Genomic DNA, 26,457 nt, shown 5'->3' on the forward strand with positions numbered 1-26,457 from the left:
AGACGTACACGGTGACGGTAACGATACAGGCTCGGGTTGCTGCACCGATCGCGGGCCCGTCAAGCGGGGCGGTGGCTTCCGGTACAACAGTCACCCTGACCAGCGCTACACCTGATGCTGTCATTCATTACACCCTGGATGGCAGCACGCCAACGGCCAGCAGCCCTGTGTACAATGCGCCGATCAGCATCACAAGCGCACGGACAATCAAGGCGATTGCTGTGAAGTCAGGTATGGGGGACAGCGAGATTTTGACCGCAAGCTATACGATTGTGGTTCCGAATCCACCATCTTCTCCTACTCCATCGACGCCCGCACCGACAACTACGACCGGAGACGTTGAAGTCATTGTGAACGGCAAAGTTGAAACAGCCGGTACATCCTCGACGAGTCAGCAGGATGGCCAGTCGGTTACAACGATTACAATCGATGAGAAGAAGCTGGAACAGCGTCTGCAATCGGAAGGCAGCGGCGCAGTTATTACGATCCCAGTCAAGACCAGCTCGGATGTAGTCGTCGCGAAGCTGAACGGTCAGATGATCAAGAATATGGAGAGCAAGCAGGCCGTGTTAGAAATCCATACGGAGAACGCGACCTATACACTCCCAGCCAACCAAATCAATATTAATGACCTCTCGAAACACTTTGGAAGCAGCGTTGATCTAAAGGATATAACGATCAATATTGAAATATCCTCACCCAAGGCAGATACTGCACAGATCATCCAGCGAGCCGTGTCGAAGGGTGGCTTTACATTAGTTGTTCCAGCCCTGCAATTTACAGTGAACGCAGTGTACGGCAATCAGACAACAGAAGTAAACAAGTTCAACGCTTATGTAGAGCGGACGGTTGCTATTCCTGACGGTGTAGATCCGAATAAGATAACGACAGGGCTTGTGGTGGAGCCGGATGGTACTGTACGTCATGTGCCGACCAAGGTGGTCAAGATTGCTAACAGCTATTTCGCCAAAATCAACAGCTTGACGAACAGTATGTATGCTGTAGTGTGGCATCCACTTGCCTTCTCTGATGTTGCTGCACATTGGGCGAAGGACGCTGTCAATGACATGGGCTCACGGATGGTTATCAACGGCTTTGAGGATGGGACATTCAAGCCGGATCAGAACATGACCCGTGCCGAGTTTGCAGCAATGATTGTCCGCGGATTGGGCCTCAAATTAGAGAGCGGAACCGCGAAGTTCCGTGATGTTCAATCCAGTGACTGGTATGCGAATGCGGTCCACACGGCATCGGCTTACGACCTCATTCAGGGGTTTGAAGACGGGAACTTCCGTCCGAACGATAAGATCACCCGTGAGCAGGCCATGGTGATTATCGCCAGGGCGATGAAGATCAGCGGCTTGCAGGACAAGATTCAAGGAGAGAATACGAGGACGCAGATTCATGATTTCGCAGATGCGGATGCCATTTCCGCCTGGGCGGCAGATGGCGTATCGAGTGCGCTGCTTGCGGGGATTGTAACTGGCCGAAACGGCAAACTGCTTGATCCGGGTACCTCTGTGACCCGTGCCGAGGTGGCTGTGATGGTTCGCAATCTGCTTAGGAACTCGGGGTTAATCTAGCAGGCTGTGAAGGCTGCCCCGTATACTTTTGTTTAATGTAAAAGGTTAATAAAGCAGCGGTTCTCCGGTTAATGGAGGACCGCTGCTTATTATTCTTGGCTATTGGCGGCTCGCCTCAGTAATTGTAGGGCAAGCGAATTTACCCGGCAGCAGCCCGAGTGATCAGCGATTCGAACAGCAATCCGTTCGCGGAGCGTTTACTCCAAATTAACGGGGCAGCTGAGAACAGGCACAAAAAAGACCGCTTGCGCGGTCTTTTCGGTATCAAGCTATTATTTTGCAGCAGCCTCGTAACGTTTGTTCACTTCGTTCCAGTTGATCACATTCCAGAACGCTGCGATATAGTCAGGGCGTTTGTTTTGATATTTCAGGTAGTAAGCGTGCTCCCATACGTCCAGACCCAGAACCGGAGTTTGTCCGTCTTGAAGCGGGTTGTCCTGGTTAGGTGTGCTGGTTACTGCAAGCTTGCCGTCTTTGCCCACTACGAGCCAAGCCCAGCCGCTGCCGAAACGGGTAGTTGCCGCTTTAGCGAAATCTTCTTTGAACTTGTCGAAGCCGCCAAGCTCGCTGTCGATAGCCGAGGCAATCGCGCCAGTAGGGTTGCCGCCGCCATTTGGCCCAATGATCTCCCAGAAAAGAGTGTGGTTGGCATGGCCGCCACCGTTGTTGCGAACTGCAGTACGGATGTTCTCAGGAACGGCATCCAAGTTGGAAATCAATTCTTCAACGCTCTTATCTTGCAGCTCTGGTGCACTTTCAAGTGCTGCATTAAGATTAGTGACATATGTGTTGTGGTGACGATCATGGTGGATATTCATGGTTTGTTCGTCGATATGTGGTTCAAGTGCATTTGCTGGGTAAGGCAATGCTGGTAATTGATGAGCCATTTTGTGAATCCCTCCTGAAATGTTATTAGTATTTAACACATGCAAAAGAGCACCAATGTATGTACCGATGCTACTATATTTATTAAACCTTATAATTAAAAGTAAATCAATAGGGATGTATGGAAACAGCTGGATATCAGCCGCCTTATATGGCATTGTAATGTTAGATAGAAACAGCGCCAGATCAATACGCAGGTGGAGGAGATTTAGACCATGCAAAAGGAAAAAACTGCATTGCCGGGTTCCTCAAAATCCGGACCCTCCAAGCTTTTGGAGATCCTTGCGGTGTCGACAAAGCTTGGACTTACCTCTTTTGGAGGACCTACTGCGCATCTTGGTTATTTCCATAACGAGTATATTCGCCGAAGGAAATGGATGGATGAACGCAGCTACGCTGATCTGGTTGCGTTGTGTCAGTTCCTGCCCGGGCCGGCCAGCAGTCAGGTTGGCATTGGAATTGGCATGATGCGCGCCGGGGTGCTTGGAGGCCTAATTGCCTGGCTTGGCTTCACCATCCCCTCGGTTGCTGCGCTTATCCTGTTCGCGGTTATCATGCAGGGCATGGATATCAGCCATGCAGGGTGGATTCATGGGCTCAAGATCGCTGCCATAGCGATCGTCGCTCATGCTGTCCTCGGAATGGGCCAGAAGCTTGCCCCGGACAAGATACGGGCGACGATTGCGGTCCTGGCCGCAGCCGTCATCTTGCTGTGGCAGACCGTATTTAGCCAGGTCGCTGTAATTGCCGCTGCAGGGCTTCTGGGGCTTTGGTTATACCGCAAGGTGGACGTGCCTGAAATCCCGGATACCGATGTGCCGGTGAAGCGCAGCTTTGCTATTCTTTGTCTTACGCTGCTGATAGGCCTGCTGCTTATACTTCCCCTGCTTCGGCTATTTATCCACCAGCCGCTGCTGGCCTTATTCGATAGCTTTTACCGTTCGGGATCACTCGTATTTGGAGGAGGACATGTTGTTCTCCCGCTCCTTGAGAGGGAGACGGTGGGAGCAGGATGGATCAGCAAATCCGATTTCCTCGCCGGTTACGGTGCTGCGCAGGCAGTTCCAGGTCCGCTATTCACCTTTGCCTCCTACCTGGGGCAGATGTCCGAAGGATATCCTGGAGCCATCACGGCCACACTTGCCATCTTTCTGCCGGCCTTTCTTCTCATCGCAGGAACTCTTCCGTTCTGGAGCCTTATTCGCCGGAACAGTAAAGTCCAGGGAGCACTGATTGCCATCAACGCCGCTGTAGTAGGGATACTTCTTGCCGCATTGTATAATCCGCTGTGGACAACGACGATTATGAATTCGGCCGACTTTGTACTGGTCTCTATATTGTTCATTCTGCTCGTCTATTGGAAGCTGCCGCCGTGGGCAGTTGTCGCAGCGGGAGCAGCCGGAGGCATGATCATTTCCATGCTGTAGATCGCATTTCATGCTGCTGGTATTTATTGTAACAATCTGTGTTCAAAACTATTCCTGACAGGTTGAAAAATAGAAAAAACCCTTTACAACAAAGGCTTCTCTTTAAGAGGAGCTTTTGTCATGAAAAGAGGGCAAAACATCAAAAATAATGTAAACGCTTCCTATTAAGCGCTTTCAGAAGAAAACAGGTGATTTGCTTAGATAAATGTGGTTTAATGGTCAAGGAAGCATTAATTTATCGGTTTTTGTCATGAAATATGTTCGATTAATGTAAAATTTATATCGGCTCAGATGGAATGTATCTATGCCGATTTTACTTTGCGTTAATCTATCTTGTCAGGAAAAGGGAGATAATGTCATGCGGGTTCGTTCCTTTCAATTGAGTGACGCTAGTCAGGTAATGGAGCTTTTGCAGGTCGCCTTGTCGGAAGAATGCTATGAGGATACAAAGCGGGCTTTTGCCCGGCAGCTTTCTTGGGATTCCGAACTCATTGTGGTTACGGAAGTAGATGGGGAAATTGTAGGTGCTTTAATTGGAACGATCGATCAGAACCTGGGTTGTATTTACCGGGTTGCGGTACATCCTGAATACCGTCGTCAGGGCGTAGGCAAGAACCTGGTATCGGCTATGGAACAGCGTTTCCAGCAGCGTAATGTAAGCCGTATCATGGTTGCAGGCGATGAGCACAATCTCGCTGCAATGCCGCTTTATGAAGCGATGGGTTATGCGGGGCGAATTCTTGAAGCTTTTCAGAAGCTGGGAATTGCGGCTACCCACACTTTATCCAGATCATAGAATAAGTCCGGGTTTTATCTCTTATAAGCATATCTTTCCGCTCATTGCATTTGGCGGTTAGATATGCTTTTCTATTATTGTAGAGCTTTGTAGTACAAGGTGAAATTAATTAGGGCGAGGTGCCGTGTGGAACCCGTATTTCCTTCAAGCAAAAAGTCAGACACTAAGCAGCAAGCTGGATCTGGAGGCAGTCAGCGTGGTTGGCGCGCTGAGCTCTGGGATGTCATCAGAACGGTAGGGATTGCTTTCATTGTATTGCTGCTGCTTCAAATATATGTCTTTAATTTGTCAGTAGTCAAAGGACAGTCTATGGAGCCAACCCTGGAAGAGAGCGAAAGGCTGTTCGTGAACAAGTTGATCTACGATTTCAAAGGTCCGTCACCGGGTGAAGTGGTGGTCCTGAAGGACCCGAGCCTTGGGCCGGATAAGAAGGAATATCTTGTTAAGCGTATTGTTGCTGTACCAGCAGATACCGTTGAAGTGAGAGGCCACCAACTGTTTGTTAATAACACCGCGGTGAATGAGCCTTACACCGATATCCAAATTGAGGATGCGGACTTTGGGCCGGTGACCCTGAATGCCGACGAATACTTCGTGATGGGCGACAATCGTCATGCTGGACGGAGTAAGGACAGCCGATATTTTGGGAATGTGAAGAAAAAGGAAATAATAGGCCGTGCTGAATTTGTATTCTGGCCGTTAACTAAGATCCGCGGCTTGTAGCGGAAGATCAGAAATTTGAGGTGAGAAATATGACGCAGGAGGAACATTCCGGGGAACATGTGAATTCCCCTTGGATTAAGCTGAAGCGTGAAATACAAGATGCTGCGTCATCTTTTGGCATAGACGATATTGGATTCGCCTCGGCGGACCCTTTTTTTTCTCTAAAAGAAGTGCTGCTGGATCGGCGCCGCAAAGGTTATGAGTCCGGCTTCGAGGAACCGGATATCGACAAAAGAATCTATCCCGAGCTTTCGCTTGAGAATCCGGCTTCGCTTATCTCCATTGCGGTGGCTTATCCGTCCAAGATGGAGAATCCGCCGAAATCGGAGCCCGGCGCCAATCGGGGAATTATGGCCCGCTCTGCCTGGGGAAGGGATTATCACCACGTTCTTCGCGAAGCGATGAAGAAGCTTGAAGCATTCATTAAGGAACGGGTTCCGGACGCCCGGATCGAGAGTATGGTGGATACCGGAGCACTTAATGACCGGGCGGTTGCAGAGCGTGCGGGTATCGGGTTTCGCGGGAAGAACAGCCTGATCATCTCGCCCAAATGGGGCTCATGGATTTATCTCGGCGAGCTGATTACGAATATTCCTTTTCCCCCGGATACCCCGGTCACAGAGGACTGCGGAGAGTGTACCAAATGTCTGGATGCCTGCCCGACTGGCGCGCTGGTGGGCCCAGGAGAGCTGAATGCTCAGCGCTGCGTGTCCTTTCTAACCCAGACAAAGGGACTTCTAGAGGAAGAGTTCATGCTGAAGATAGGTAACCGCCTTTATGGCTGCGACACCTGTCAGACCGTCTGTCCGAAGAACCGCGGCAAGCAGTGGAGTCACAGACCGGAGCTCCTTCCGGATCCCGAAGTTGCCAAGCCGCTGCTGCTGCCTATCTTGGATATCAGCAACCGGGAGTTCAAGGAACGGTTCGGGGAGAGCGCTGCGGCATGGAGAGGTAAGAAGCCGATTCAGCGAAATGCGTTAATTGGGCTTGGGAACTTCAAAGATCGCCTGGCGGTGCCGAAGATAATAGAAGTGCTGCTTCAAGACCCGCGGCCCGAGCTTCGGGGTACCGCGGCGTGGGCGCTTAGCCGAATCGGCGGTGAAGAGGCTATGCAAGGCCTTATGACAGCTGCCGAATCGGAGCAGGATGAAGCTGTACAAGACCGGATTAATCGTGCGACAACCAAACTTCTGGCAACTGACCTTGCCGGGGATTCGAGGCACGCTTCAGCCAGCCCACAGACGAATTGACAGCTGCGTATCAGAAAATTGCGGGGGGATCGTGCATGAGGTACGTAAGCATAGGGGATATCGAACCAGGGCAGCATCTTGGGAGAACGGTGTACTCTTCAAATGGAACGGTTCTATTGTCCAGCGGTGTTCAATTAACGGTATTTATGATTAACACACTTAACCGAATCGGCGTTACGATGCTGTATATTCAAGATGAACAATATGATGATATTGAAATTGAGGATGTGCTTAGCGAGCAGACTAAGCAGGCCATCTTTCGTGAGATGAGCGAAACCTTGGAGGCCGCACGCTCCGGCAAGGAGTGGAGTACCCGCAAGCTCAGCTTGTCCATTGATCAGCTCCTTAGAGAGGTGCTGGATCAAAAAGGTGTACTTGTTCATCTGACCGATATCCGGACGGCTGATAATCATCAATATCTTCATGCGGTTAATGTCTGCCTGCTGGCTTCCCTAATGGGTCTCAATATGGGGTTTAACTATTCTCAGCTTAAGGATCTGGCGATAGGTGCCATGCTCCATGATATCGGCAAGATGGTGCCCGTGCCGGAGGAATTCTCGGCTGAGAGGGGGAAATGGCATCATACCTGGCGTGGATTTGAACTCCTTAAGCAAAAGAGGGAACTCAGCTTGCTCGTGGCACATACGGCACTGCAGCACCATGAGAAGCCCAACGGCACGGGAGTTCCGCGTGGTCTTATGGATGAGGAGATTCATTTATATGCCAAGATAGTCGCTGCAGCGAACCGGTATGACAACCTTATTGGTGCAGGAACAGACGGCTTTAAGGGGAGGATGCTGCCTCATGAGGCCTGTGAGACCATGATGGCTGCATCGGAACACGATCTGGACCGGAAGGTCCTCATTGAATTCACACGGATTATATCCATTTATCCCAATGGAACTTCCGTTCGGCTATCCACCAAGGAGACAGGGGTTGTGGTGCGCCAGCATCGCGGGCTTCCGGGCCGTCCGGTTATCCGGATCATTCGTGGTTCAGGCGAGGATATGGAAGTGAAGGAAGTCGATTTGGCCAGCGAGACCACCCTGTTTATAGAGGCGGTTCTAACCTGATTATTGGTTTGCCTCGTATGGTTAAAGAATGCTATTATTATTGAGTGCGTCCGCATGTCCGGATGTTGAGAAGAATCATAACTTAGAGGTGATCGACCGTGGTTTATGTCGTTGGTATTATTGCGCTTATCGTTGGTTTGGTCGGCGGCTTTTTCATCGGTGTTGTATATTTACGCAAGCAGCTGACGAAGATGCAGAGCGATCCGCAAATGCTCCAGAAGATGGCCAAGCAGATGGGCTATAACCTGAATGGCAAGCAAATGCAGCGTGCGCAGCAAATGATGAAGAATCAAGGCGGAATGCCGCCTGTGAATCGCAAGAAGAAGTAAGTCAGATAAGCCGTTATTCGGCTTTTGGAAGGAGGGGGACAAGTAATGGCAGGCGTTAAAGATTACTTGAATACCCAGGTCGGCAAGAACCGGGAGCAAGTTGAACACCATGTGCGGGAGATATTGAAGCTGATTGGTGAAGATGTAGAACGTGAAGGGCTGCTGGACACACCAGCCCGCGTTACCCGCATGTATGAAGAGATTTTTGGCGGATATGAAGTTGATCCTAGAGACGTGCTTGGGGTTACGTTCGAGGAGAACCACGAGGAGCTTGTCATTGTGAAGGACATCGTCTACTACAGTCAATGTGAGCACCATATGGCGCCTTTCTTTGGTAAGGTGCACATCGGTTACATTCCAAGTGGCAGAATAGCCGGGCTCAGTAAGCTGGCTCGTCTGGTCGAGGCGGTTACACGCCGACTGCAGGTCCAGGAACGCATCACTTCACAAATTGCAGATATCATGGACGAAGTTCTTAGCCCTCAAGGGGTTATGGTCGTGGTTGAAGGCGAGCACCTGTGCATGTGTGCACGGGGCGTGAAGAAGCCGGGAAGCAAGACGGTGACGTCTGCGGTACGCGGAACCTTCCGCAGCGAAGCGGCATCACGGGCCGAGTTCTTGTCCTTGATCAAGTCCTAGGATATAGGAGCGCAATCTAGATAATAAAGGAGCATGCCAGGCAGTGAATGCCTCGGACATGCTCCTTTTTTCGTATAAATCGAGAAATTCGCTGCTTAGAACGGCTGCCATTTCAGCTTGCTAGCCTCGCTGTAACGAGAAGCGACCTCCGGCCAGTAGACGACCTTCCACCAATCGGCAATGTATTTCTTGCGCTCATTCTGATGCTTAAGATAATAGGAATGTTCCCACACATCGATGGGAAGCAGGGGAACCACATCCCACTGGGACAGGTTCTGGTGCTTCTCGGCCTGCAGAATCTCCAGCCGCTGGCTTCGCGGGCTCCAGACCAGAATCGTCCATCCTCCGCCTTCCACTTCTTCGGCTGCTTTGGTGAACTGCTTCTGAAAGGCTTCATAGCTGCCGAAGTCTCTTCGGATCTGGTCGGCGAGCGCGCCTTCCGGCCGGCCACCGCCTTTCGGGTTCATGATTGACCAGTAAATCGTATGCAGGTAATGACCTGCTCCATTGAAGGCCAGCTCCCGCTCCCAGTGCTTAACCAGGTCGAAATTGCCTGTTTTGCGCGCCTCCTCCAGCTTCTTCTCTGCCTTATTCAAGTTGTCTACATAGCTCTGATGATGTTTGTCGTGGTGGATGCGCATGGTCGCCTCATCAATATGGGGCTCCAGTGCATTGTACGGATAGGGGAGAGGAGGCAGCTTGTGTCCTCCTATAGGAACTGGCTGCTCTTGTACGCCGGCGGCGGTACTGGTAGTTGGCGTACCGGAACCCGCTGCTGCACTGTTCCCGGCAGCACCCGATCCCGTCATAGCGTTATTTCCAACAGCAGCAGAACCCACGGCATTGTTCCCAGTTGCCCCAGCACCCGTCACAGCGTTATTTACAGCAGAACCCAAACCCGACGATGCTTTGTTCTGAGCAGACCCGGTACCCATTTGGGCTTCTGCTCCCTCTGCAGCTGGTTCTCCGCGGGTGTAATCCATTGCCTGCTGATAAGGATCCAGAATCGGCGGAGGATTATGGACAGCATCCTCAATCACGCCCGGTCTGTTAAGTGTCTCAAGCACCCCTAGGAAATACTCGGATTCCCTAATGATGTGAAGGATGACAACTTTGGCTAAAGGAATGGACTTTACAGCAGCGCTTTGATCCAGAAGAATGTACAGCTGGCGAACCCACTCCCGCGATTGGCGGAAGGAGGCATCGAGCAGTCGTTCAATCTGCTTGAGAAGCTCGGGATGCAGCTGATCCTGCTGAATATGAATCGTATGCTGAAGCAGGTCGTTGGCTGCCTTTTCGGTTTCTTCGAACACTTTGGACCAGTCGTCCAGCAGCTTGACATAGGGCTGTTCCAGTGTAGGAACAATCGCTTTAATTACATCGGTATGTTCCTTCTCCTGTTCCTTCCAGAACCGGATTTCTTCCAGAATACGAACAGGCAGATAAGGCCCGTAAACGTAGAGCATATCAGGCGTACCTCCTCCAAAAATAACCTCAATATTGAAGTTATGCTGAGAAGAGTTTGGCCTATGCTTCCCCGTTACGGGCCTTAACTATTATTTCTTTTCTGTCAAATAAGCTTGAGTCTGTCCAAGAAATGTAGAGACGCGGCGTAAATATTCTCTTGGATGCTCGCGGAAGATGAGCTCATGATGGGCTTTGTCCACGATCCAGACACCGGAGATGGGATTCGTCTGGTTGGATGCAAGCTTCTCCGCGATCGGATAAGGCGCCTTCTCATCTTCTGTTCCGTGAATGAACAGGATCGGGAAGGGATAGTCCTTCTTCTTGACAGCTTGATATGGGATTTGGCGCAGACTTGTACCGTTCTGTATAGGCAGTAGCAGTTCAAGAATTTCAATGGACGGATGCTGCGGCAAGCTCATCTTCTGACGGATGTTATGGTACAGGGTATCCGGTTCAAGCAGAAAGGTGCTGTCCAGAATCATGGCGTCGATATCTTTGCTGACCAAGCCCGCCTGCAGTGCGGTTCCTGCTCCCATGGAGAAGCCCCATACGATAATTTCCTTGGCTCCACGGTGTTTGGCGAGTTGAATAGCTCCTAACAGCTGTTGGGTCTCTTTCTTCCCTCCGGTGGCCACTTCTTTACTGTTCTGGGCGGCAAAGCCGTAATCGAACATAATAACATTGAAATTCAGCCGGTGTGCATAGTGGGCAAGATCGTACATGGGAATCCAGCTTTCCTCCCGGTTGGCGCCATAGCCATGACTGAATACAATCGTCTTCTTGGAACCAGCGGCAGGAATATACCAGCCCTGCATGGAACGGCTGCCGTCTATGGCAGGAAAGGATACATCTTCGTATTTCATGCCCTTAGCCATTAATGGGTTGGAATATAAAGGGGCAACGCTGGGGTTGGAAAGTACCCATGCAATATATCCGTGCAGGGCAACAAAACAGAACACCAGGAAGAATATAATAGACAGCACCAGGGCTACCAGTACATGTTTGAATTTGATAAAACGCGCCGGAAGGAGCGGTGACGTCTGAGTGCCTCCGTTCACCCCGGAGGACAGGGAAGCATCGCTCCGCGTTGTAGTCGTAGTCGGGTTCATGCGGCGTTCCCTCCTTAATAACATTATCTATGGTGATTACCCGATGAGGGACTATTAAATCGGAATTGAATTTATAAATTATCGTATGACGGGGAATGGGTAAAGTCAATGCCGGGAAAAATATGGGCCCTTTATTGAAGGAATACGGATGAAGCTGTAGACGAGTCATTAGATTTTGAGATATACTTTATGTAACTGGGTTTCATACAGTGAAACGTTGGGAGAGGGGCTTTCGAAATGGAAGACCGGAAATTAACTGTACGTGCCGTAGAAAGGGCACTGGATATACTAATGTGTTTTACCAAAGCCACGGATCTGGGACTCACGGAAATCTCCAGCCAGATCGGACTTCACAAAAGCACGGTTCACCGCCTCATGGCTACGCTGGAGGAGAAGGGATTCGTCATTCGCGATGCCGCCACGGAGAAGTACCGACTGGGACTGAGAATCTGGGAGCTTTCGGCGCATCTGTCCCATAGTGACGACCCTGCAGTACTGCTGCTGCCTCAGATGGAGCAGCTTCGTGATCGGCTTGGCGAGACGGTGAGCCTGTACCTGCTTGATGGTATGGAGCGTCTGCGCATCCAAGCGGTCCAGAGCAAACAGGCGATACGCAGAGTGGCCCCGGTGGGTGCCAGGCTTCCCCTATATGTGGGAGCGTCCAGCAAAGTGCTTGTAGCCTTTGCCGATCCGGGAATACTGCAGGCGGTTCTGAGCAGTCCGGACTGGCCCGCATCGGTGGACAAGGAGGATTATGTCCGCCAGATGGAGGAGATCCGAAGTAAAGGCTATGCCACCAGCTATGAGGAGCGCGAACCGGGGGCTGCCGCCGTCTCGGCGCCGATCTTCAATCATGCAGGTCAAGCTGCTGCCGCTCTGTCCGTCTCAGGCCCTGTCAGCCGGTTGTCTCCACAGACCCTGATCGAATTCGGACCCATCCTGGTTCAGGCTGCCCGGGAGATGGGCATGATGATGAATTGATCCTCCGCAAATGAGGAAAACTTGAAAGACCCGTTTCCGGTGATTAGGACAGGGTTTTTCTTGAGAAGTGCGTGTATCAGAGGAGGGAGGGGTACAGTGTTGGTCCTATGGTTATTTTTTTGGGGTATTGTAATACTGCTCGGATTCTCCATCAGCCGCGGCAAGCTGTATAGCTTGGCGAACAAAGGCCGCAGGGACTCTATACCGGATAATGGATTGAACCGAATATTCAGATGGATTGGATTATATTGTTACTCCATCGCTGCAGCTGGTGCTTTAAGAGAGATTGTTCCCTTAGTGATCAATTTGAACCGTTATATCCATATGTTAAATATTATGCTGGTCTCTTATGTATTTACTGCCACACTAATTATGCTGATGAAGCTTCGTCAGGTAAAAGTGGAATCATAACATTACTTGATCGTATTATCATTATTCTCATGCGTCCTATAACTAAGCAAAGGCCAACCCGGAGAGGTTGGCCTTGTTTTATTTGTATTCATAGGTGCTTAGCTCTTGGTAATACTCTTCACCCAAGCGGCTATGTCATTGACCATGGATTCCGTTACATGGGCGGCTTGTGAGTATTCAGCACCGGTCGATAGCCCGTCATATTCACTCAGCAGATGATTGACTTTCGGATAGGACTTGTACTGTACATCCGTCCGGTTAGTCAGTTCGTTCTTCCAGGTGTTGAACTGGGTCATCGGTACCTGCCAGTCATTCTCACCCGCCAGAATCAGAAGGGGCCCCTTCTGTGTCTTGGCCACATCTACCGGCTTGTAATCCTTAAGGGTATACCACCAATAAGCTGATCCTAGCGGGAAGCTGCTTGGGAGATGATCCGGGGAATACTGCGGATCACTGAGCAGCTTGGCTGCTGCTGCCCATACCTCGGCGTTCTTCTCGTAAGGAGTTGGGTCACCGCCCAAGCTTTTCACTCGACTGATCAGCTCCCGCTGCTGTTCCTGAGCTACGTCAATGAAGGAGCTGCTTGGCCCGGCAAGCATAATGGAGCCCTTAATATTACGTTCGTCCTTATCGGCATTCAGGATAAGCGGAAGGGCGAAGCCGCCTTGGCTGTGACCGGCGACAAAAATATTGGAACGGTCAACATCCTTGCGTGTGCTAAGGAAGCGGACTGCCGAAATAGCATCGTCCACAGTCTCCTGTTTGATTGTAGCCCGCGGATTAGCGGCGAATTTGAACGTATGCTCGTAGCTGATTTTGTCATATCGAAGTACAGCTATCCCCTGGCTGGCAAGACCGTTAGCCAGATCCCGGAAAGGTTTCGAACCGCCGATGGAGGAATCTCTATCGTGAGGACCCGACCCCTGTACCAATACGACCACGGGAGCTGGTCCGCCGGAAGCAGGCTTGGTCAATACGCCAGGCAGAGCGAAGACGCCTTCCCCAATCGTGACTTCCTCTTCCGTAAATGAAGTTGGATTAACGTAAGATGGATTTGTGTAGGCTGCGGTACTGCCCGGTCCGATAAAGAGATCGTCTACTTTTCCCTCTTTGTTCAGGCGCAGGGTATAGTTAACCGGGGCACCCGCTGTCTGAAACGAATAAGTGATATTCGTATGCACACTGTTCGGCGCAACTGTTCTCGATAACTGGGTAGTAGGATTCCCGTAGACCTGAGCATATCCTTTCCACAGACCTTGGAGCTGCGGAGCAGTCAGAGATAGTTGGAAGGCCGGGCTCATCAGCTTCTGGGCTTTCGCAGAATCACCTGATTTCAGGGCTGCGATAAAGGAGTCCCCCGGAAGGCCGGCTTCAGCAGGGGGAGCTGCAACTACCGGGCTGTCTTTGAACCATTTGGTAACCGCATCAGGAGAGATCATAGCCTGGTTGCGGACCACCCGTAATGGTTCGGAGAGAGTCACAGGTTTGCCGTTAAGCTTGGCGGACTTCTTGCCAGCAGTCATAACAAGAATGGTGCTCTTTTTTGTAAGAGTCACGGTTTGTGTCTTTTGATTCCAGGTTACAGAAGCCCCGATCTTGTTCGCAGTATCCCGTACAGGAGCGATAGCCGAGGAGCTCCCTGCGGCTGCGCCCGCGGCAGCAGGAAGAGAGAGACTAAGTGCTAGGGCAGCAGCTGCTGCGGTGTGCAGTAATTTGTTGCGTGGACCTTTCGACATTATGGTGGCCTCCTAAATAAGTGATATATAAGTGAATACTGGCCTTAAGGCGCCAGAAAGCTGATGACAAGTATAATAATTACAAATGGAGCAAGGAAGATCAACCAAGCTAGCGGCCTCGCCATGTTCAGAGTCCAGCCAATGCCCATTCTTTTCTCGACAAAAAGGGAAGGGTCCTTCGCGTTAAAATACATGTTGCCAAGCTTCCAATAAGCATCATCACGAACGGTTTCCACACTCCGGCTGTCCGCTGTACGCCCAATCCGGCTCCCGCCCTGCCCAGTCTGAAAGGATAAGATCAGAGCCGAGATCAGGATAAATGCCGGGATGATGAGAACTGTAGGCATCAGCACTTCTGGGCTGATCTGATGGAACATGCTCAGCTGTATCAAGGAGAAGAGGAGCATCAGGACCAGGCCGGTCACGATCGAGAACATGGACCATTTGCGGCGAAAGATAACATTTTGTCTGACAGAGGCCTCCGCTTTTCCCGGATTGAGCTGCTGCTTGCTTTTATGAATTACTTTATTCACGGTAAAGAACAAGATCAGCATGAAGACTTGCATAACATTCGGGAAGAAGATCGACGTGTATGACTTGTCTACAGTTCGAAGTACTTCTCCATTCAAGCTGTATTTCATAGCGATCGTATTCGGTGCCTGATCGTAGTACATCAATGCCAGGAGAAAGCTTGCCGCGGTTACAGCTAGATGGATGAGGAACCATTTATCAGAATGGACAAGCTTCTGCTGACGAAAGCTTGTATCAATGATCAGCCGTTCCGGGGTATGAGTTATCTCAGGCTGTGAGGCCTTGTAGCGTTTCATTTGCGTATAGAAATAACCTTGAATCAACATAATACTGACAATAAGAATGATCGAGTAGGCGGGGAGCACATAGCTCAGAGTCTGCTCAGATGCGGCGAACAGGAATACAGCCATCCCAAGAATCAGGAGAGAGTGCAGGACTCCTGTGATCCACGCATAGGTTCTTCGCATTCGGCGAAGGGGCTCACTGAAATACACTTCTTCGGACACGGACACCCCAAAACTTACGGTCCTTCTGGTGAGATAGGGTGTCACAATTAGAGTGGCGGATATCGCCGCGAACATAAGAATCAGAATTAAAGCTGAGAGCCAATGCATAGCTAGCTGCCCCTTTCGTGTTCATTTGGTCTGAGATCATCATAAATTTGCCCTACAATCCCCAGAAGCTGATCCCGAGTCATTCCCCGGCAGATTGCCTCGGCCGTAATGGACCTCAGCTGTTTGTGCTGCTGCTCAGTGTATTCCGCTGTAACCGGCGGCATGCCGTCGGGATTGACGACGACCCCCTTCTGACGGTGAACCAGAATGAAGCCTTCCTGCTTGAGCAGCGTATAGGCTTTGTTCACTGTGTGTAGGTTAATCCCGATATCGGATGCCATACTTCTTACAGAAGGAAGTGCCTCTCCAGGCTGAAGGCGCCCGCTAGCGATGCCTTCTAGGATCTGATTGATTAGCTGGGTGTATATGGGGACATCAGATTGCATGTCTAACTCCATAAGCATGAACGAGTACCTCTTTTCTATCTGTTATACATATAATATAACAGTTGTATTTCCGTTTGTAAATAGGTACTCGATTTGAGGTTTGAGGTAGCATCCCGTATATTAGAAGAAAGCTGATAAATCCGATTAATTGGGTATAAAAACTAAATTTACGCGAAAGGGTTGTACATATGCCGAAGATTGCGAAGAATTTAACCGAGCTTATTGGGAACACACCCCTGCTCGAATTGAGCAATTATGCAGAAGATAAAGGGCTTCAAGCGCGCATTTTGACCAAGCTGGAATATTTCAATCCCGCTGGGAGCGTCAAAGATCGTACCGGATTTGCCCTAATCAAGAGTGCGGAAGAGCAGGGCCTGCTGAACAAGGATTCCGTAATTGTAGAGCCGACCAGCGGGAATATGGGGATCGGGCTTGCTTTTGCGGCAGCCGCACTTGGATATAAGCTCATGATTACACTCCCGGAGACCTTTAGTATTGAGCGGCGCAAGCTGATGCAGGCTTATGGTGCAGAGATTGTATTGACCCCGGCTAGCGAAGGGATGGCAGGTGCAATTCGCAAGGCTGAGGAGCTGGCAGCAGAAATCCCGAATGCATTCATTCCTCAGCAGTTTAACAATCCGGCGAACCCGAACATACATAAGGCGACCACGGCTGAAGAGATCTGGCGGGATACGGACGGAGAGGTGGACATTTTTGTAGCGGGAGTTGGCACTGGCGGTACGATTAGCGGAGTAGGCGAGGTGCTCAAGAAGTATAATTCGAAGGTGCAGATTGTTGCTGTGGAGCCCTATGATTCCCCGGTATTATCCGGAGGCAAGCGCGGAGCCCATCAGATTCAGGGGATTGGTGCAGGATTTGTACCTGGTAACTATAACGCGAAAGTGGTAGATGAGGTGATCAGAGTCAAAAATGACGACGCCTTCGAAACCTCCCGCAGACTTGCCCGGACCGAGGGGCTATTGGTCGGGATATCCTCTGGCGCAGCAGCCTATGCGGCGACAGTCCTTGCTGCTCGTCCGGAGAACAAGGACAAGACGATCGTGGTCGTCCTTCCGGATACCGGAGAGCGGTATCTGTCTACGAATTTGTTCCAGGATGAGTAGGAAGAGAAAGCTGCTTCAGCCGGAAATTCACTTGGCTGGAGGAGCTTCTTCTTGTAACTAGATTCCGCATCATCGCTTAGGTGGACGCTGCGAGAACGGACCATTGTTCCAATCGCTGTTGTGTCCAGATTTTCTCTTTCCTCTTAGCGGTAAAAACCCGGACACAAAGGCGACCGCTGCCGCTTTTTCCACAATCGTTCCGTCCTCTACGCTAGTAAGCATGAATTAACTCTACAAGCCAAAAAATGACCACAAACGAAGAGCAGCGATCCACCCATAACAGGGGATTCGCTGCTCATTTGACGTTTACGGTTTTGAGCACATGGACATAACTGTCCACAGTAAGGTTAAGGATTGGCTACAGCGAATCCTTAGCTTTAACGCTCAGTTTATGCGTCTTATTATCGATAAAGCTGTAGTACTCGAGATTAATGATCCCATCCTGCTCCCCTTTTACGATGAGCCTATCTCCCAAATAGGGAAGGTCATTCGTATTGAAGAATTCCTGATCTTCCTTGTCTAGAAGCTCATTAAGCACTTTCTTCTTGCCCGTATCAGGGTTAACAAGAGTAAGCATTCCAGTCTTGTTAGGTCTAATAAGCAGGTAATCATCGCCCATGCCTTCCACGCTGTAGAGCTCATTATATCCGCCAAGCTTCACTAAGTCGTATTCCTTTTCTACAGAACCATCCTTGGGATTAAGCATCTGAAGCCGTTTCCCATCTGTTAAGATCGGGTGATTCTTGAAGCTGGAAATGTTGACACTATCCCGCTGGAAGTATTCTACAGACGACTGCTTAAGCAACTTATTATTCTTTATATACGCAGTGTTATTCATAGTGTAGATCATGGGTTCGCCATAACAATCCGACACGGTGACGACAAACTCATCAGTCTGCAGGGGATCGACTCTAACGGCGACAATATCAATAGAGTGTTTCTTGAAGGCTATCGTCCCTGTAAGTACTGCTGCTTTAGCTCCTAGGGTATATTGATAGAGGTTGCCGGTCGATGTGTTAAACCAGAACGCGTTTGCAGTGTTAGCAGGGGAACGTCCCATTTCCACGTTATCTATTTCTGGGGATGAAATGGACGCCTTTCGTTGTGATCCTGTCCAGCCCACCTTGGCTCCCAGGGACTGAGTAATGAAACGAAGCGGAACATAGACCGAACCGTTCCTTATGGTGGATGGAGCTGTTAGCTGGATAGCTTGTCCATTAAGTCTTGCGGTCTGGCTGCCAGGCTTCAATTGTAAAGTATGCCCTGGTGCATAAATAGACACTTCCTTGGCTGCTTCATTCCAGATCACAACAGTCTTAAGCATATCCGATACCAGGCGAAGGGGCACATATACTCTTCCTTTGAAATCCAAGAATGGGGCCTTATCGGACTCTACCATGGATCCGTTAAATTCAAGTTTGATCGCCTTGTTAGAGGAAGGCGACGCTGCTGAGACGGGGCTGCTGAGAGCTGCCAGACTTCCGGCTATGAGAGCGAGTGATAAGCTTACCCGGCATAATCGATTTAGTAATTTTGACATGTATATGATCAAACTCCTTCCAATAATATACATATTTGACGCTTACCGAAAGACAAAGTTGCATAGCATTGGAAGAAGGTAAATGAAAAAAAGCCTGTAACTCAGGGATTATCCCGAGCTGCAGGCTTTTCTATTATATCTTAGTTCGCTGCAGATTCTTTGATCATCTGGCGAAGTACGGTTTGCAGGATACCGCCGTTATGGTAGTAGTCTACGTCAACCATACTGTCCAGACGGGCAACTGCATGGAACTCGAATTGAGTTCCGTCCGTGCGTGTAGCGACCACGGTCAAAATCTGTCCAGGCTTCACTTCATTGTCAATACCCAGAATATCGAACGTCTCTGTTCCATCGATACCGAGCGTCTTCCAGCTGATTCCTTCCTGGAATTGAAGCGGAAGGACACCCATGCCAACCAGGTTGCTGCGGTGAATACGCTCGAAGCTTTCAGCGATAACCGCTTTGACACCGAGGAGGAAGGTACCTTTGGCTGCCCAGTCACGGGAGCTTCCTGTACCGTACTCTTTACCAGCCAGAACGACAAGGTTGGTACCATTGCTTTGATAGTTCATCGAAGCATCATAGATGGACATGACCTCATCGGTTGGAAGGTACTTGGTCACGCCGCCTTCAGTTCCTGGAGCGACCTGGTTACGGATACGAATGTTCGCGAACGTACCACGCATCATGACTTCGTGATGACCGCGGCGGGAGCCGTAGGAGTTGAAGTCCTTGCGTGCTACGCCGTGATCGTTCAGGTACAATCCAGCCGGGCTGGTAGGTGTAATGTTACCTGCTGGGGAGATATGGTCCGTTGTAACGGAATCGCCAAGCAGGGCGAGTACACGTGCGCCGCGGATTTCTTCAATATCCTGCAGGCCATCTGCAAGCTTCTCGAAGAACGGAGGATTTGCGATATAAGTGGATTTCTCATCCCACTCGTAAAGCTCGCCTTGCGGCACAGGGATGGAGTTCCAGCGTTCGTTCTGTGTAAATACGTTCTCGTATTTGCTGCGGAACATCTCAGGGCTGACGGACAAGCCAATCGCATCCTTGATTTCTTGCGATGTTGGCCAGATGTCCTTAAGGTAGACCGGATTACCATCCTGGTCATGTCCCAGCGGATCGTTCTGCAGATCGATGTTCACGGTACCCGCAAGAGCGTAGGCTACCACAAGTGGAGGTGAAGCCAAGTAGTTGGCTTTGACCTGAGCGTGAACACGGCCCTCAAAGTTACGGTTACCGGAGATTACAGCCGCAACGGTCAGATCATTGTCTGCAATAGCCGCGCTGACTTCATCCGGAAGCGGTCCGGAGTTACCGATACATGTAGCACAGCCGTAGCCGGCAACGTGGAAGCCAAGCTGCTCCAGGGAGTCGATCAGACCTGCCTTCTGCAGGTATTCGGTTACCACAAGGGAACCAGGCGTCAAGCTGCTCTTCACATAAGCAGGCTTAGTCAGACCGCGTTCCACGGCTTTCTTCGCAAGTAGACCTGCACCGAGCATAACGCTTGGGTTGGAAGTGTTCGTACAGCTCGTAATCGCTGCGATAACCACCGCGCCTGTACCGAGCTTCGTTTCGCGTCCATCTGGATGCTTCACATCAACAGTCTTGGCGATCTTCTCGTCGCTGAGGCCGTATCCGCCTTTCTCCACAGGTGTACGGATAATGTCGTTAAAGTTCTTCTTCATATCTGTCAGTTCGATACGGTCTTGAGGACGCTTAGGACCTGCAAGGCTTGGTACGACAGAAGCAAGGTCAAGCTCGATCAGATCGGAGAACTGCGGATCTTCAGTCTGGCTCGTACGGAACATGCCTTGAGCTTTGTAGTAGGCTTCAACCAGAGCTACTTGCTCATCTGGGCGGCCAGTGCTGCGAAGGTAGTTCAAAGTCTCGTCATCAACCGGGAAGTAACCGATTGTGGCACCATATTCAGGAGCCATGTTAGCTACGGTTGCACGGTCAGCAAGACTGATATTGGCAAGGCCTGGTCCGTAGAATTCTACGAATTTACCAACCACGCCTTTCTTACGAAGCATTTCAGTTACGGTCAGGGCAAGGTCAGTTGCCGTTGCGCCTTCGGTAAGGCTGCCTGTGAGCTTGAAGCCGATAACTTCAGGAGCTACGAAATACAGCGGCTGGCCAAGCATACCCGCCTCGGCTTCAATACCGCCGACACCCCAGCCGACTACACCAAGACCATTAATCATGGTGGTATGGGAATCCGTACCTACAAGGGAATCCGGGAATACGACAGTCTCCCCGTCAATCGTCTTCGTAGCTGCTACGGAAGCCAGGTACTCCAGGTTAACCTGGTGAACGATACCTGTAGCTGGTGGAACAGCGCGGAAGTTGTTGAATGCAGTCTGAGCCCAGCGAAGGAACCGGTAACGTTCTTCATTACGCTCGAACTCTACGTTCATGTTATATTCAAGAGCTTCAGGAGTACCAAATGCGTCGACCATAACCGAGTGGTCAATAACAAGGTCAACCGGGACAAGCGGGTTGATCTGTTTTGGATCGCCGCCGGCCTTCTTCACGGTATCGCGCATTGCCGCCAGATCGACAACCACCGGTACGCCGGTGAAGTCCTGCAGTACGATACGTGCTGGAATGAATGGAATTTCCTTGTTGCTGTCCTGTCCTTCGGTCCAGTCAGCAATTTGCTTCACGTGCTCTTCTGTGATCGCCCGGCCGTCAAACTGTCTGACCGCAGCTTCAAGAAGCACTTTAATGGAGAAAGGAAGCTTGGAGACATTGGCAAATCCTTTAGCTTCAAGTGCCTGCAGATCGTAGTAACGGTAAGATTTGCCGCCCACGTCTAGACTGCGGGCTGCAGAGTACTGATCATTAATGGACATGTAGTTGACCTCCTAATCATTTTGCGCGAAGTAAGCAGGGGACCAAGTAAGCTGTTAGCCATAGTAGAATTCGATAAGATCGAGAACTATTTAGTCGTGCTTTTTCGACTTGGTTTCATTAGATGAAACATAATTTCAAAATATTATCTTCTTTAAGTATACCGCTTACTTTGAAGTGAGTAAAGTATTTTTTATTGGTTAAAAGCACGGTTTTAGCGGATTTTCAGCCGGAAAGCTCCGGCTCATTCTGTCTAAACATACTGCCTGCTGTCTGCTCATATAAATGAAGAAACAGAGGAAGGCCTTTTTGGCATGGACGGCCTCTCTGATGTGGATTTGTGGAAGGAGGCATGAAGTCATGGCGGAAGAGTGGAAAGGTGCATTATCCGCTTATATACAGCAGCAGAACAAGGATGAGGTGGATTTTCGTCCCAATGCTGTACCTACGATTGTTACGGATTTGGATTATTTGATTCAGCGGGGGGAGAGAAGACAGGCGCTGTCCGAGTGGTACGAAAGGAGAAAAGCCGTTCCCCTGCGGAGTGAGACCCGGGCCAAGCTGCTTAGGGAACTAGCGAACCGCCAGGATGAGGTTCAGGTGGATCTTCAGCTGCACCGAACTATTTATTATGAGAAGGGTGGAGTCACCCACAAGGAAGAACGTATGGATGTGGAGCGTCTGACCCTGCAGCGTGAGGAAGGTGAATGGTCCATTATCCGGGTAGACAATCCGCCAGCCGAAAGGCATCCGCATTCAGTTCTCCCCTATACCGCCGAGGATACAGATCTTGAAATTCCCCGCGTGCTCTCAAGTCCCTATCTGAATCGCGAGGTGCTGGGTTTTGGTGGGCAGAGCCGCGGAAGTACGTACAACAGGGCTGAAGCCGCAGCGTACGCGGACCGCTGGTGGAATAGTTCCAATCCGGAATTCCAGGAGTTCGCGGTGGATTGCACCAACTTCATCTCCCAAAGTCTCTTTGCAGGCGGAGCCCCAATAAACTATACTGGAAAAAGAGAATCGGGCTGGTGGTACAAGGGTTACGTTGGCGGGAAAGAAGCCTGGAGCTTCAGCTGGGCTGTTGCGAACAGCCTGGAACGCTACCTGAGCGGCGGCGGGCTGGGGGCTCAGGTGCTGGATCGTCCTCAGCAGTTAGAGTTAGGTGATGTTATCATCTATGACTGGGATGGCAACGGCGCTTATGAGCACAGCACCATTGTAACCGCATTTGATGCGGGGGGAATGCCGCTGGTCAATGCCCATACCACGAACAGCAAGCATCGGTACTGGGATTACCGTGACTCTTATGCCTGGACGAAGAATACGGTATACCGCTTCTTCCATCTGGCAGACCGGTTCTGATCATAATTAAGTGAAGAGAGGTTAACCATGGGACAGGATAAGTTAACCGTCGGTCTGATCTACGGCGGTAAGTCTGGCGAGCATGAAGTGTCGCTTCAAACGGCCTTCGCTGTGATGAATGCTTTTAACTATGATAAATATGAAGTGCTTCCTTTCTATATTACGAAGCAGGGGGAATGGAGAGTCGGAGGAACGCTCTCGGCTCCATACGGTGAGCTCGGTGAGCTTCGCCTGGAGAATGGGGCCGGCAATACGGCGGATGCCATTCAGCGCTTGTTCAGCAAGCTGGCGACCGGCCAGGCTTCTGTAGATGTCGCCTTCCCGCTGCTGCATGGAACCTATGGCGAAGATGGGACGATTCAAGGCCTGTTCGAAATGGCGGGACTTCCCTATGTAGGTGCAGGTGTCTTGTCTTCAGCAGCAGGGATGGACAAAGCAGTAATGAAGAAGCTGTTCGCCGATGCCGGACTTGAGCAGTGCAAATACTGCTACTTCACGGGTGCCCAGTGGGAGCGGAGCAACCACACGCTTATTCAGGGGATTGAGGAGAGACTGGGTTATCCTTGCTTCGTCAAGCCTGCCAATCTGGGTTCAAGTGTAGGCATCTCCAAAGCTTCCAATCAGGAGGAATTGAACAAGGCTGTGGCCTATGCGCTGCGATATGATACCAAAGTGGTAGTGGAGGAGTTCGTAGAAGCTCGAGAGATCGAGGTTGGTGTACTCGGCAACGATATAGCTGAGGCTTCCGTACCCGGTGAGATTGTATCTTCCAGTGAATACTATGACTATCAGGCGAAGTATCTGGACGGTAAATCCCAGATGGTTATTCCAGCTGAAGTGGATCCTGAAGTGGCTGACCGGATTCGCGAGCTCGCAGTCAAGGCATTCAAGGCTACCGAAGGCAGCGGCCTCTGCCGTGCAGACTTCTTCCTGAAGGCAGACGGAAGCCTTCTTATTAATGAAGTGAACACGATGCCGGGCTTCACGCCGTTCAGTATGTACCCGCTGCTCTGGAGAGAGACAGGGGTATCTTACGAAGCCTTGCTGGATCGTCTGATTGAGCTGGCTCAGGAACGTTTTGACACAAGACAAAACTTAGATTTCAATAACGGAGTGAATTAATTATGGGATTCCAAACTGAATTCAATTCCGTCTGTAAGTTCAAGAATGAGCAGGAACTGTATGAACTATTGGAATATGGACGCGGCAAAATGGTTAAATCCGGCCTGCGCGTGTTCCCGACCGGCCAAAAGGTGATCGCCTATACGCCGGACAACCGTGCCGTCGCCATCGTGAAGATTCTCGGCTGTATCGCCGAGATTAACTTTAACGGAGACGAGGTTACCGAGGTGGAGATGTCCCTCGTCCGCCCGCTGAATGAGGAAGAATCGCGGATACAGACCGCGCTGGCTTACGAGATGTTTTTTGGTGAGCACAGCGGGTAATTCTATAATGAATGATTATTCCCGATTGGTGGAATAACACAAGATAAAGACCGTTAATCCGTTGAGGATTAACGGTTTCTTTTTCACTCTGAAGAGGAGCAGGTGAGTGCTGAAGTGATTGTCCGTTTTGGTTATGTAGCCATGTCAACCGTCGTGAAGAATGCTTCCCCCTCCAAGACCATGACCTATAAGAGCTTCAGTCAGCTCGCTGATCGAGAGGCAGCCTTACGCAGACTGGAGCACGTGGCCGCTGAGAATCTACATAACACGCTGCGTCTGCTGAAGCACAACCGTGCTTATGATATTCAGGTCTACCGTTTCTCATCCAAGCTGATCCCGCTTGCCACTCACGGGGAGCTCGCGGATTGGAATCCCTTTGCTGCCCTTGGAGAGGATTTCCGGGCTGTAGGAGACTATGTGAAGAAGGAGAAGATGAGGGTATCCTTCCATCCGGACCATTTCACTGTACTCAGTACCCCGCGCCCTGAGGTGCTGGAGAGTTCGATCAGGGATCTGATGCATCATGTGAGCATGCTGGACGCTATGGGCCTTGATGCGAGAGCGAAGAACAACATCCATGTGGGCGGTGCTTATGGGGACAAGAAATCTGCGGCAGAGCGATTTGTACAGAATGTGAGTGCGCTGCCGGACAAGCTGAAGAAGCGGCTGACTTTTGAGAATGATGACAAGACCTTTAATGCTCCTGAGACGCTGGAGCTCTGTGAGCAGCTTGGCATACCGATGGTTCTCGACATCCATCATCAATGGGTGAATAACGAGGGCGATGACCCAGCGCAGCTGTGGCCCCGTATTCTAAAGACGTGGCAGTCTTCATTTGCTCAGGCGGATTCAGAACCGGAGAGCCCGCTACCTCCGAAGATTCATGCTTCCAGCCCGAAAAGCGCGAGCGATGCAAGAAGCCATGCGGATCACGTGGAGGTCGGCCCGTTGCTGGATTTCCTGCGCCGGATAGCACCCGTAACCGATCGGCTTGACGTGATGCTGGAAGCGAAGCTTAAGGATGGAGCCTTGTTCGCTTTGATGGAAGACCTGGCGCTCCTTTCAGGTGAAGGGGTTCGTGTCATTAATGAAGCTTCTGTGGAGATTACGCCTTGAGCTTAGAGGGCTAGCCTTGAAAACTTATGGGAAATAAGGTAAGTTGGACGTAAGATGCGTGTCACACGCGACTGAAGGAGGACTTATTTAATGAGCAATTTATTGGAAGGCAAGAATATTATTATTATGGGTGTGGCTAATGACCGCAGTATCGCTTGGGCTATCGCTCAGAGCCTTGCGGAACACGGTGCCCGCTTGGCATTTACATATGAAAGTGAACGGGTGGAAGGCCGCGTACGCAAGCTTGCCGAGACGATCCCAGGTTCACTCATCCTGCCGTGCAATGTAACGGTGGATGAAGAGATTGACACCCTGGCTGAGACGCTGAAGAGTGAATTTGGCGTGCTGCACGGACTGGTGCACAGCATTGCTTTTGCCAAAGCTGAAGATCTGGCAGGTGAATTTGCGGATACTTCCCGTGAAGGCTTCGCGCTCGCTAATGACATCAGTGTGTTCTCCTTGGTGACTGTGGCCAAGCGTCTCTCCCCGCTGATGACAGAAGGCGGCAGCATCATGACGATGACCTATATGGGCTCAGAGCGTGTAATGCGTAACTACAATGTCATGGGTGTAGCCAAGGCTGGACTCGAGGCTTCGGTTCGTTATCTGGCGAATGATCTTGGACCGAAGAATATTCGTGTGAATGCGATCTCTGCAGGACCTATCCGTACTCTTGCGGCTAAAGGGATCAGTGATTTCAACTCCATCCTCAAGCAGGTTGAAGAGAAAGCGCCGCTTCGCAAAACAACGGAAACTGCTGAAGTTGGAGATACAGCGATGTTCCTGCTAAGCCATTTGTCCAGAGGCATTACAGGTGAAGTTATCTTTGTTGATGGCGGTTATAATATCGTCGGAGCTTAAGCATATGTTAATAAAAGGTTCGTTACCGGGCAGGTACAAGTTAAGACCCGGGAACGGCCTTTTTGTTCCTCCTGGAAAGTGATGGCCTCTTCCGGACCATTAGTGGATGCCCTGCTCTCATCTGCCAAAAGGGCGACTTTTTGTGCGGCATACGGTTGACGAACGGCTCCTTGTTCAAGTAACGTATAGAGAGAAGAAAAAAGGAAA

At 50.6% G+C, this 26,457-nt stretch carries 23 protein-coding genes and 1 pseudogene; 16 read left to right on the top strand and 8 right to left on the bottom strand.

Annotated features, from left to right (window positions below):
• Positions 1-1,583, top strand: a 1,583-nt coding sequence (locus EJP77_RS20295) for an S-layer homology domain-containing protein (protein WP_185897413.1), incomplete at its 5' end; no start/stop codon positions are given.
• A 272-nt stretch (positions 1,584-1,855) separates the two neighbouring features.
• Here the strand turns inward: EJP77_RS20295 and EJP77_RS20300 are convergent.
• Positions 1,856-2,470, bottom strand: coding sequence for a superoxide dismutase (locus EJP77_RS20300; protein WP_127201088.1), 615 nt, complete (start codon positions 2,468-2,470; stop codon positions 1,856-1,858).
• Positions 2,471-2,683: 213 nt separating this feature from the next.
• Between EJP77_RS20300 and chrA the strand changes: the two genes are divergently transcribed.
• From chrA to folE, 7 genes and pseudogenes are all read left to right on the top strand, one after another.
• The gene (gene chrA / locus EJP77_RS20305; RefSeq protein ID WP_127201089.1) at positions 2,684-3,895 is read left to right on the top strand and encodes a chromate efflux transporter; all 1,212 of its coding nucleotides are present in this window, start codon (positions 2,684-2,686) and stop codon (positions 3,893-3,895) included.
• Between the two features lie 358 nt (positions 3,896-4,253).
• Positions 4,254-4,691 (top strand): GNAT family N-acetyltransferase, encoded by a 438-nt coding sequence (locus tag EJP77_RS20310; RefSeq protein ID WP_127201090.1) that lies wholly within the window; start codon positions 4,254-4,256, stop codon positions 4,689-4,691.
• Between the two features lie 126 nt (positions 4,692-4,817).
• Positions 4,818-5,414: a signal peptidase I gene (gene lepB / locus EJP77_RS20315; protein WP_127201091.1), complete on the top strand. Its 597-nt coding sequence runs from the start codon at positions 4,818-4,820 to the stop codon at positions 5,412-5,414.
• Between the two features lie 29 nt (positions 5,415-5,443).
• A pseudogene (gene queG / locus EJP77_RS20320) lies at positions 5,444-6,572 on the top strand (tRNA epoxyqueuosine(34) reductase QueG); the annotation flags it as partial.
• Between the two features lie 127 nt (positions 6,573-6,699).
• Complete coding sequence (locus EJP77_RS20325; protein WP_127201093.1) at positions 6,700-7,737, top strand: HD-GYP domain-containing protein; 1,038 nt, start codon at positions 6,700-6,702, stop codon at positions 7,735-7,737.
• 98 nt (positions 7,738-7,835) lie between these two features.
• Positions 7,836-8,066 (top strand): YneF family protein, encoded by a 231-nt coding sequence (locus tag EJP77_RS20330; RefSeq protein WP_127201094.1) that lies wholly within the window; start codon positions 7,836-7,838, stop codon positions 8,064-8,066.
• Between the two features lie 45 nt (positions 8,067-8,111).
• Complete coding sequence (gene folE / locus EJP77_RS20335; protein WP_127201095.1) at positions 8,112-8,705, top strand: GTP cyclohydrolase I FolE; 594 nt, start codon at positions 8,112-8,114, stop codon at positions 8,703-8,705.
• 95 nt (positions 8,706-8,800) lie between these two features.
• Here the strand turns inward: folE and EJP77_RS20340 are convergent, their stop codons facing one another.
• Positions 8,801-10,171: a Fe-Mn family superoxide dismutase gene (locus EJP77_RS20340; RefSeq protein WP_127201096.1), complete on the bottom strand. Its 1,371-nt coding sequence runs from the start codon at positions 10,169-10,171 to the stop codon at positions 8,801-8,803.
• Positions 10,172-10,261: 90 nt separating this feature from the next.
• The gene (locus EJP77_RS20345) at positions 10,262-11,281 is read right to left on the bottom strand and encodes an alpha/beta hydrolase (RefSeq protein ID WP_127201097.1); all 1,020 of its coding nucleotides are present in this window, start codon (positions 11,279-11,281) and stop codon (positions 10,262-10,264) included.
• Positions 11,282-11,518: 237 nt separating this feature from the next.
• Between EJP77_RS20345 and EJP77_RS20350 the strand changes: the two genes are divergently transcribed.
• Both EJP77_RS20350 and EJP77_RS20355 read left to right on the top strand, forming a co-directional pair.
• Positions 11,519-12,262, top strand: coding sequence for an IclR family transcriptional regulator (locus EJP77_RS20350; RefSeq protein ID WP_127201098.1), 744 nt, complete (start codon positions 11,519-11,521; stop codon positions 12,260-12,262).
• A 96-nt stretch (positions 12,263-12,358) separates the two neighbouring features.
• Entirely contained in the window at positions 12,359-12,673 is a 315-nt protein-coding gene (locus EJP77_RS20355; protein WP_127201099.1) for a hypothetical protein, read from the top strand.
• Between the two features lie 98 nt (positions 12,674-12,771).
• Here EJP77_RS20355 and EJP77_RS20360 read toward each other — a convergent pair whose 3' ends face one another.
• From EJP77_RS20360 to EJP77_RS20370, 3 genes are read right to left on the bottom strand one after another with little or no spacing between them, the layout of a single operon-like run.
• Entirely contained in the window at positions 12,772-14,409 is a 1,638-nt protein-coding gene (locus tag EJP77_RS20360; RefSeq protein ID WP_127201100.1) for a stalk domain-containing protein, read from the bottom strand.
• A gap of 44 nt (positions 14,410-14,453) precedes the next feature.
• Entirely contained in the window at positions 14,454-15,554 is a 1,101-nt protein-coding gene (locus tag EJP77_RS20365) for a DUF1648 domain-containing protein (protein ID WP_127201101.1), read from the bottom strand.
• A gap of 2 nt (positions 15,555-15,556) precedes the next feature.
• Positions 15,557-15,958, bottom strand: coding sequence for a GntR family transcriptional regulator (locus tag EJP77_RS20370; RefSeq protein WP_127201102.1), 402 nt, complete (start codon positions 15,956-15,958; stop codon positions 15,557-15,559).
• A 170-nt stretch (positions 15,959-16,128) separates the two neighbouring features.
• On the opposite strand from EJP77_RS20370, the gene cysK reads away from it, so the two are divergent.
• Positions 16,129-17,064 carry a cysteine synthase A gene (gene cysK / locus EJP77_RS20375; protein ID WP_127201103.1) on the top strand — a complete coding sequence of 312 codons (936 nt, stop codon included), beginning with the start codon at positions 16,129-16,131 and terminating at the stop codon, positions 17,062-17,064.
• Between the two features lie 358 nt (positions 17,065-17,422).
• On the opposite strand, the gene EJP77_RS20380 is transcribed toward cysK, so the two are convergent.
• Both EJP77_RS20380 and acnA read right to left on the bottom strand, forming a co-directional pair.
• On the bottom strand, positions 17,423-18,604 hold the full coding sequence (locus tag EJP77_RS20380) for a copper amine oxidase N-terminal domain-containing protein (RefSeq protein ID WP_185897414.1): 1,182 nt from the start codon (positions 18,602-18,604) through the stop codon (positions 17,423-17,425).
• A gap of 140 nt (positions 18,605-18,744) precedes the next feature.
• Complete coding sequence (gene acnA, locus EJP77_RS20385; RefSeq protein ID WP_127201105.1) at positions 18,745-21,468, bottom strand: aconitate hydratase AcnA; 2,724 nt, start codon at positions 21,466-21,468, stop codon at positions 18,745-18,747.
• A gap of 358 nt (positions 21,469-21,826) precedes the next feature.
• Between acnA and EJP77_RS20390 the strand changes: the two genes are divergently transcribed.
• The 5 genes from EJP77_RS20390 to fabI all read left to right on the top strand — a co-directional run bounded on the left by EJP77_RS20390 (position 21,827) and on the right by fabI (position 26,250).
• Complete coding sequence (locus EJP77_RS20390; RefSeq protein WP_127201106.1) at positions 21,827-22,828, top strand: amidase domain-containing protein; 1,002 nt, start codon at positions 21,827-21,829, stop codon at positions 22,826-22,828.
• 27 nt (positions 22,829-22,855) lie between these two features.
• Positions 22,856-23,950, top strand: a complete 1,095-nt coding sequence (locus EJP77_RS20395; protein ID WP_127201107.1) for a D-alanine--D-alanine ligase — start codon at positions 22,856-22,858, stop codon at positions 23,948-23,950.
• Between the two features lie 2 nt (positions 23,951-23,952).
• Positions 23,953-24,273 (top strand): hypothetical protein, encoded by a 321-nt coding sequence (locus EJP77_RS20400; protein WP_127201108.1) that lies wholly within the window; start codon positions 23,953-23,955, stop codon positions 24,271-24,273.
• Between the two features lie 114 nt (positions 24,274-24,387).
• Complete coding sequence (uvsE, locus tag EJP77_RS20405; RefSeq protein ID WP_127201123.1) at positions 24,388-25,389, top strand: UV DNA damage repair endonuclease UvsE; 1,002 nt, start codon at positions 24,388-24,390, stop codon at positions 25,387-25,389.
• Between the two features lie 90 nt (positions 25,390-25,479).
• Positions 25,480-26,250, top strand: a complete 771-nt coding sequence (gene fabI, locus EJP77_RS20410) for an enoyl-ACP reductase FabI (RefSeq protein ID WP_127201109.1) — start codon at positions 25,480-25,482, stop codon at positions 26,248-26,250.
• Positions 26,251-26,457 lie beyond the last annotated feature (207 nt).

This window comes from Paenibacillus zeisoli (genome assembly GCF_003994465.1).
GTDB lineage: Bacteria > Bacillota > Bacilli > Paenibacillales > Paenibacillaceae > Fontibacillus > Fontibacillus zeisoli.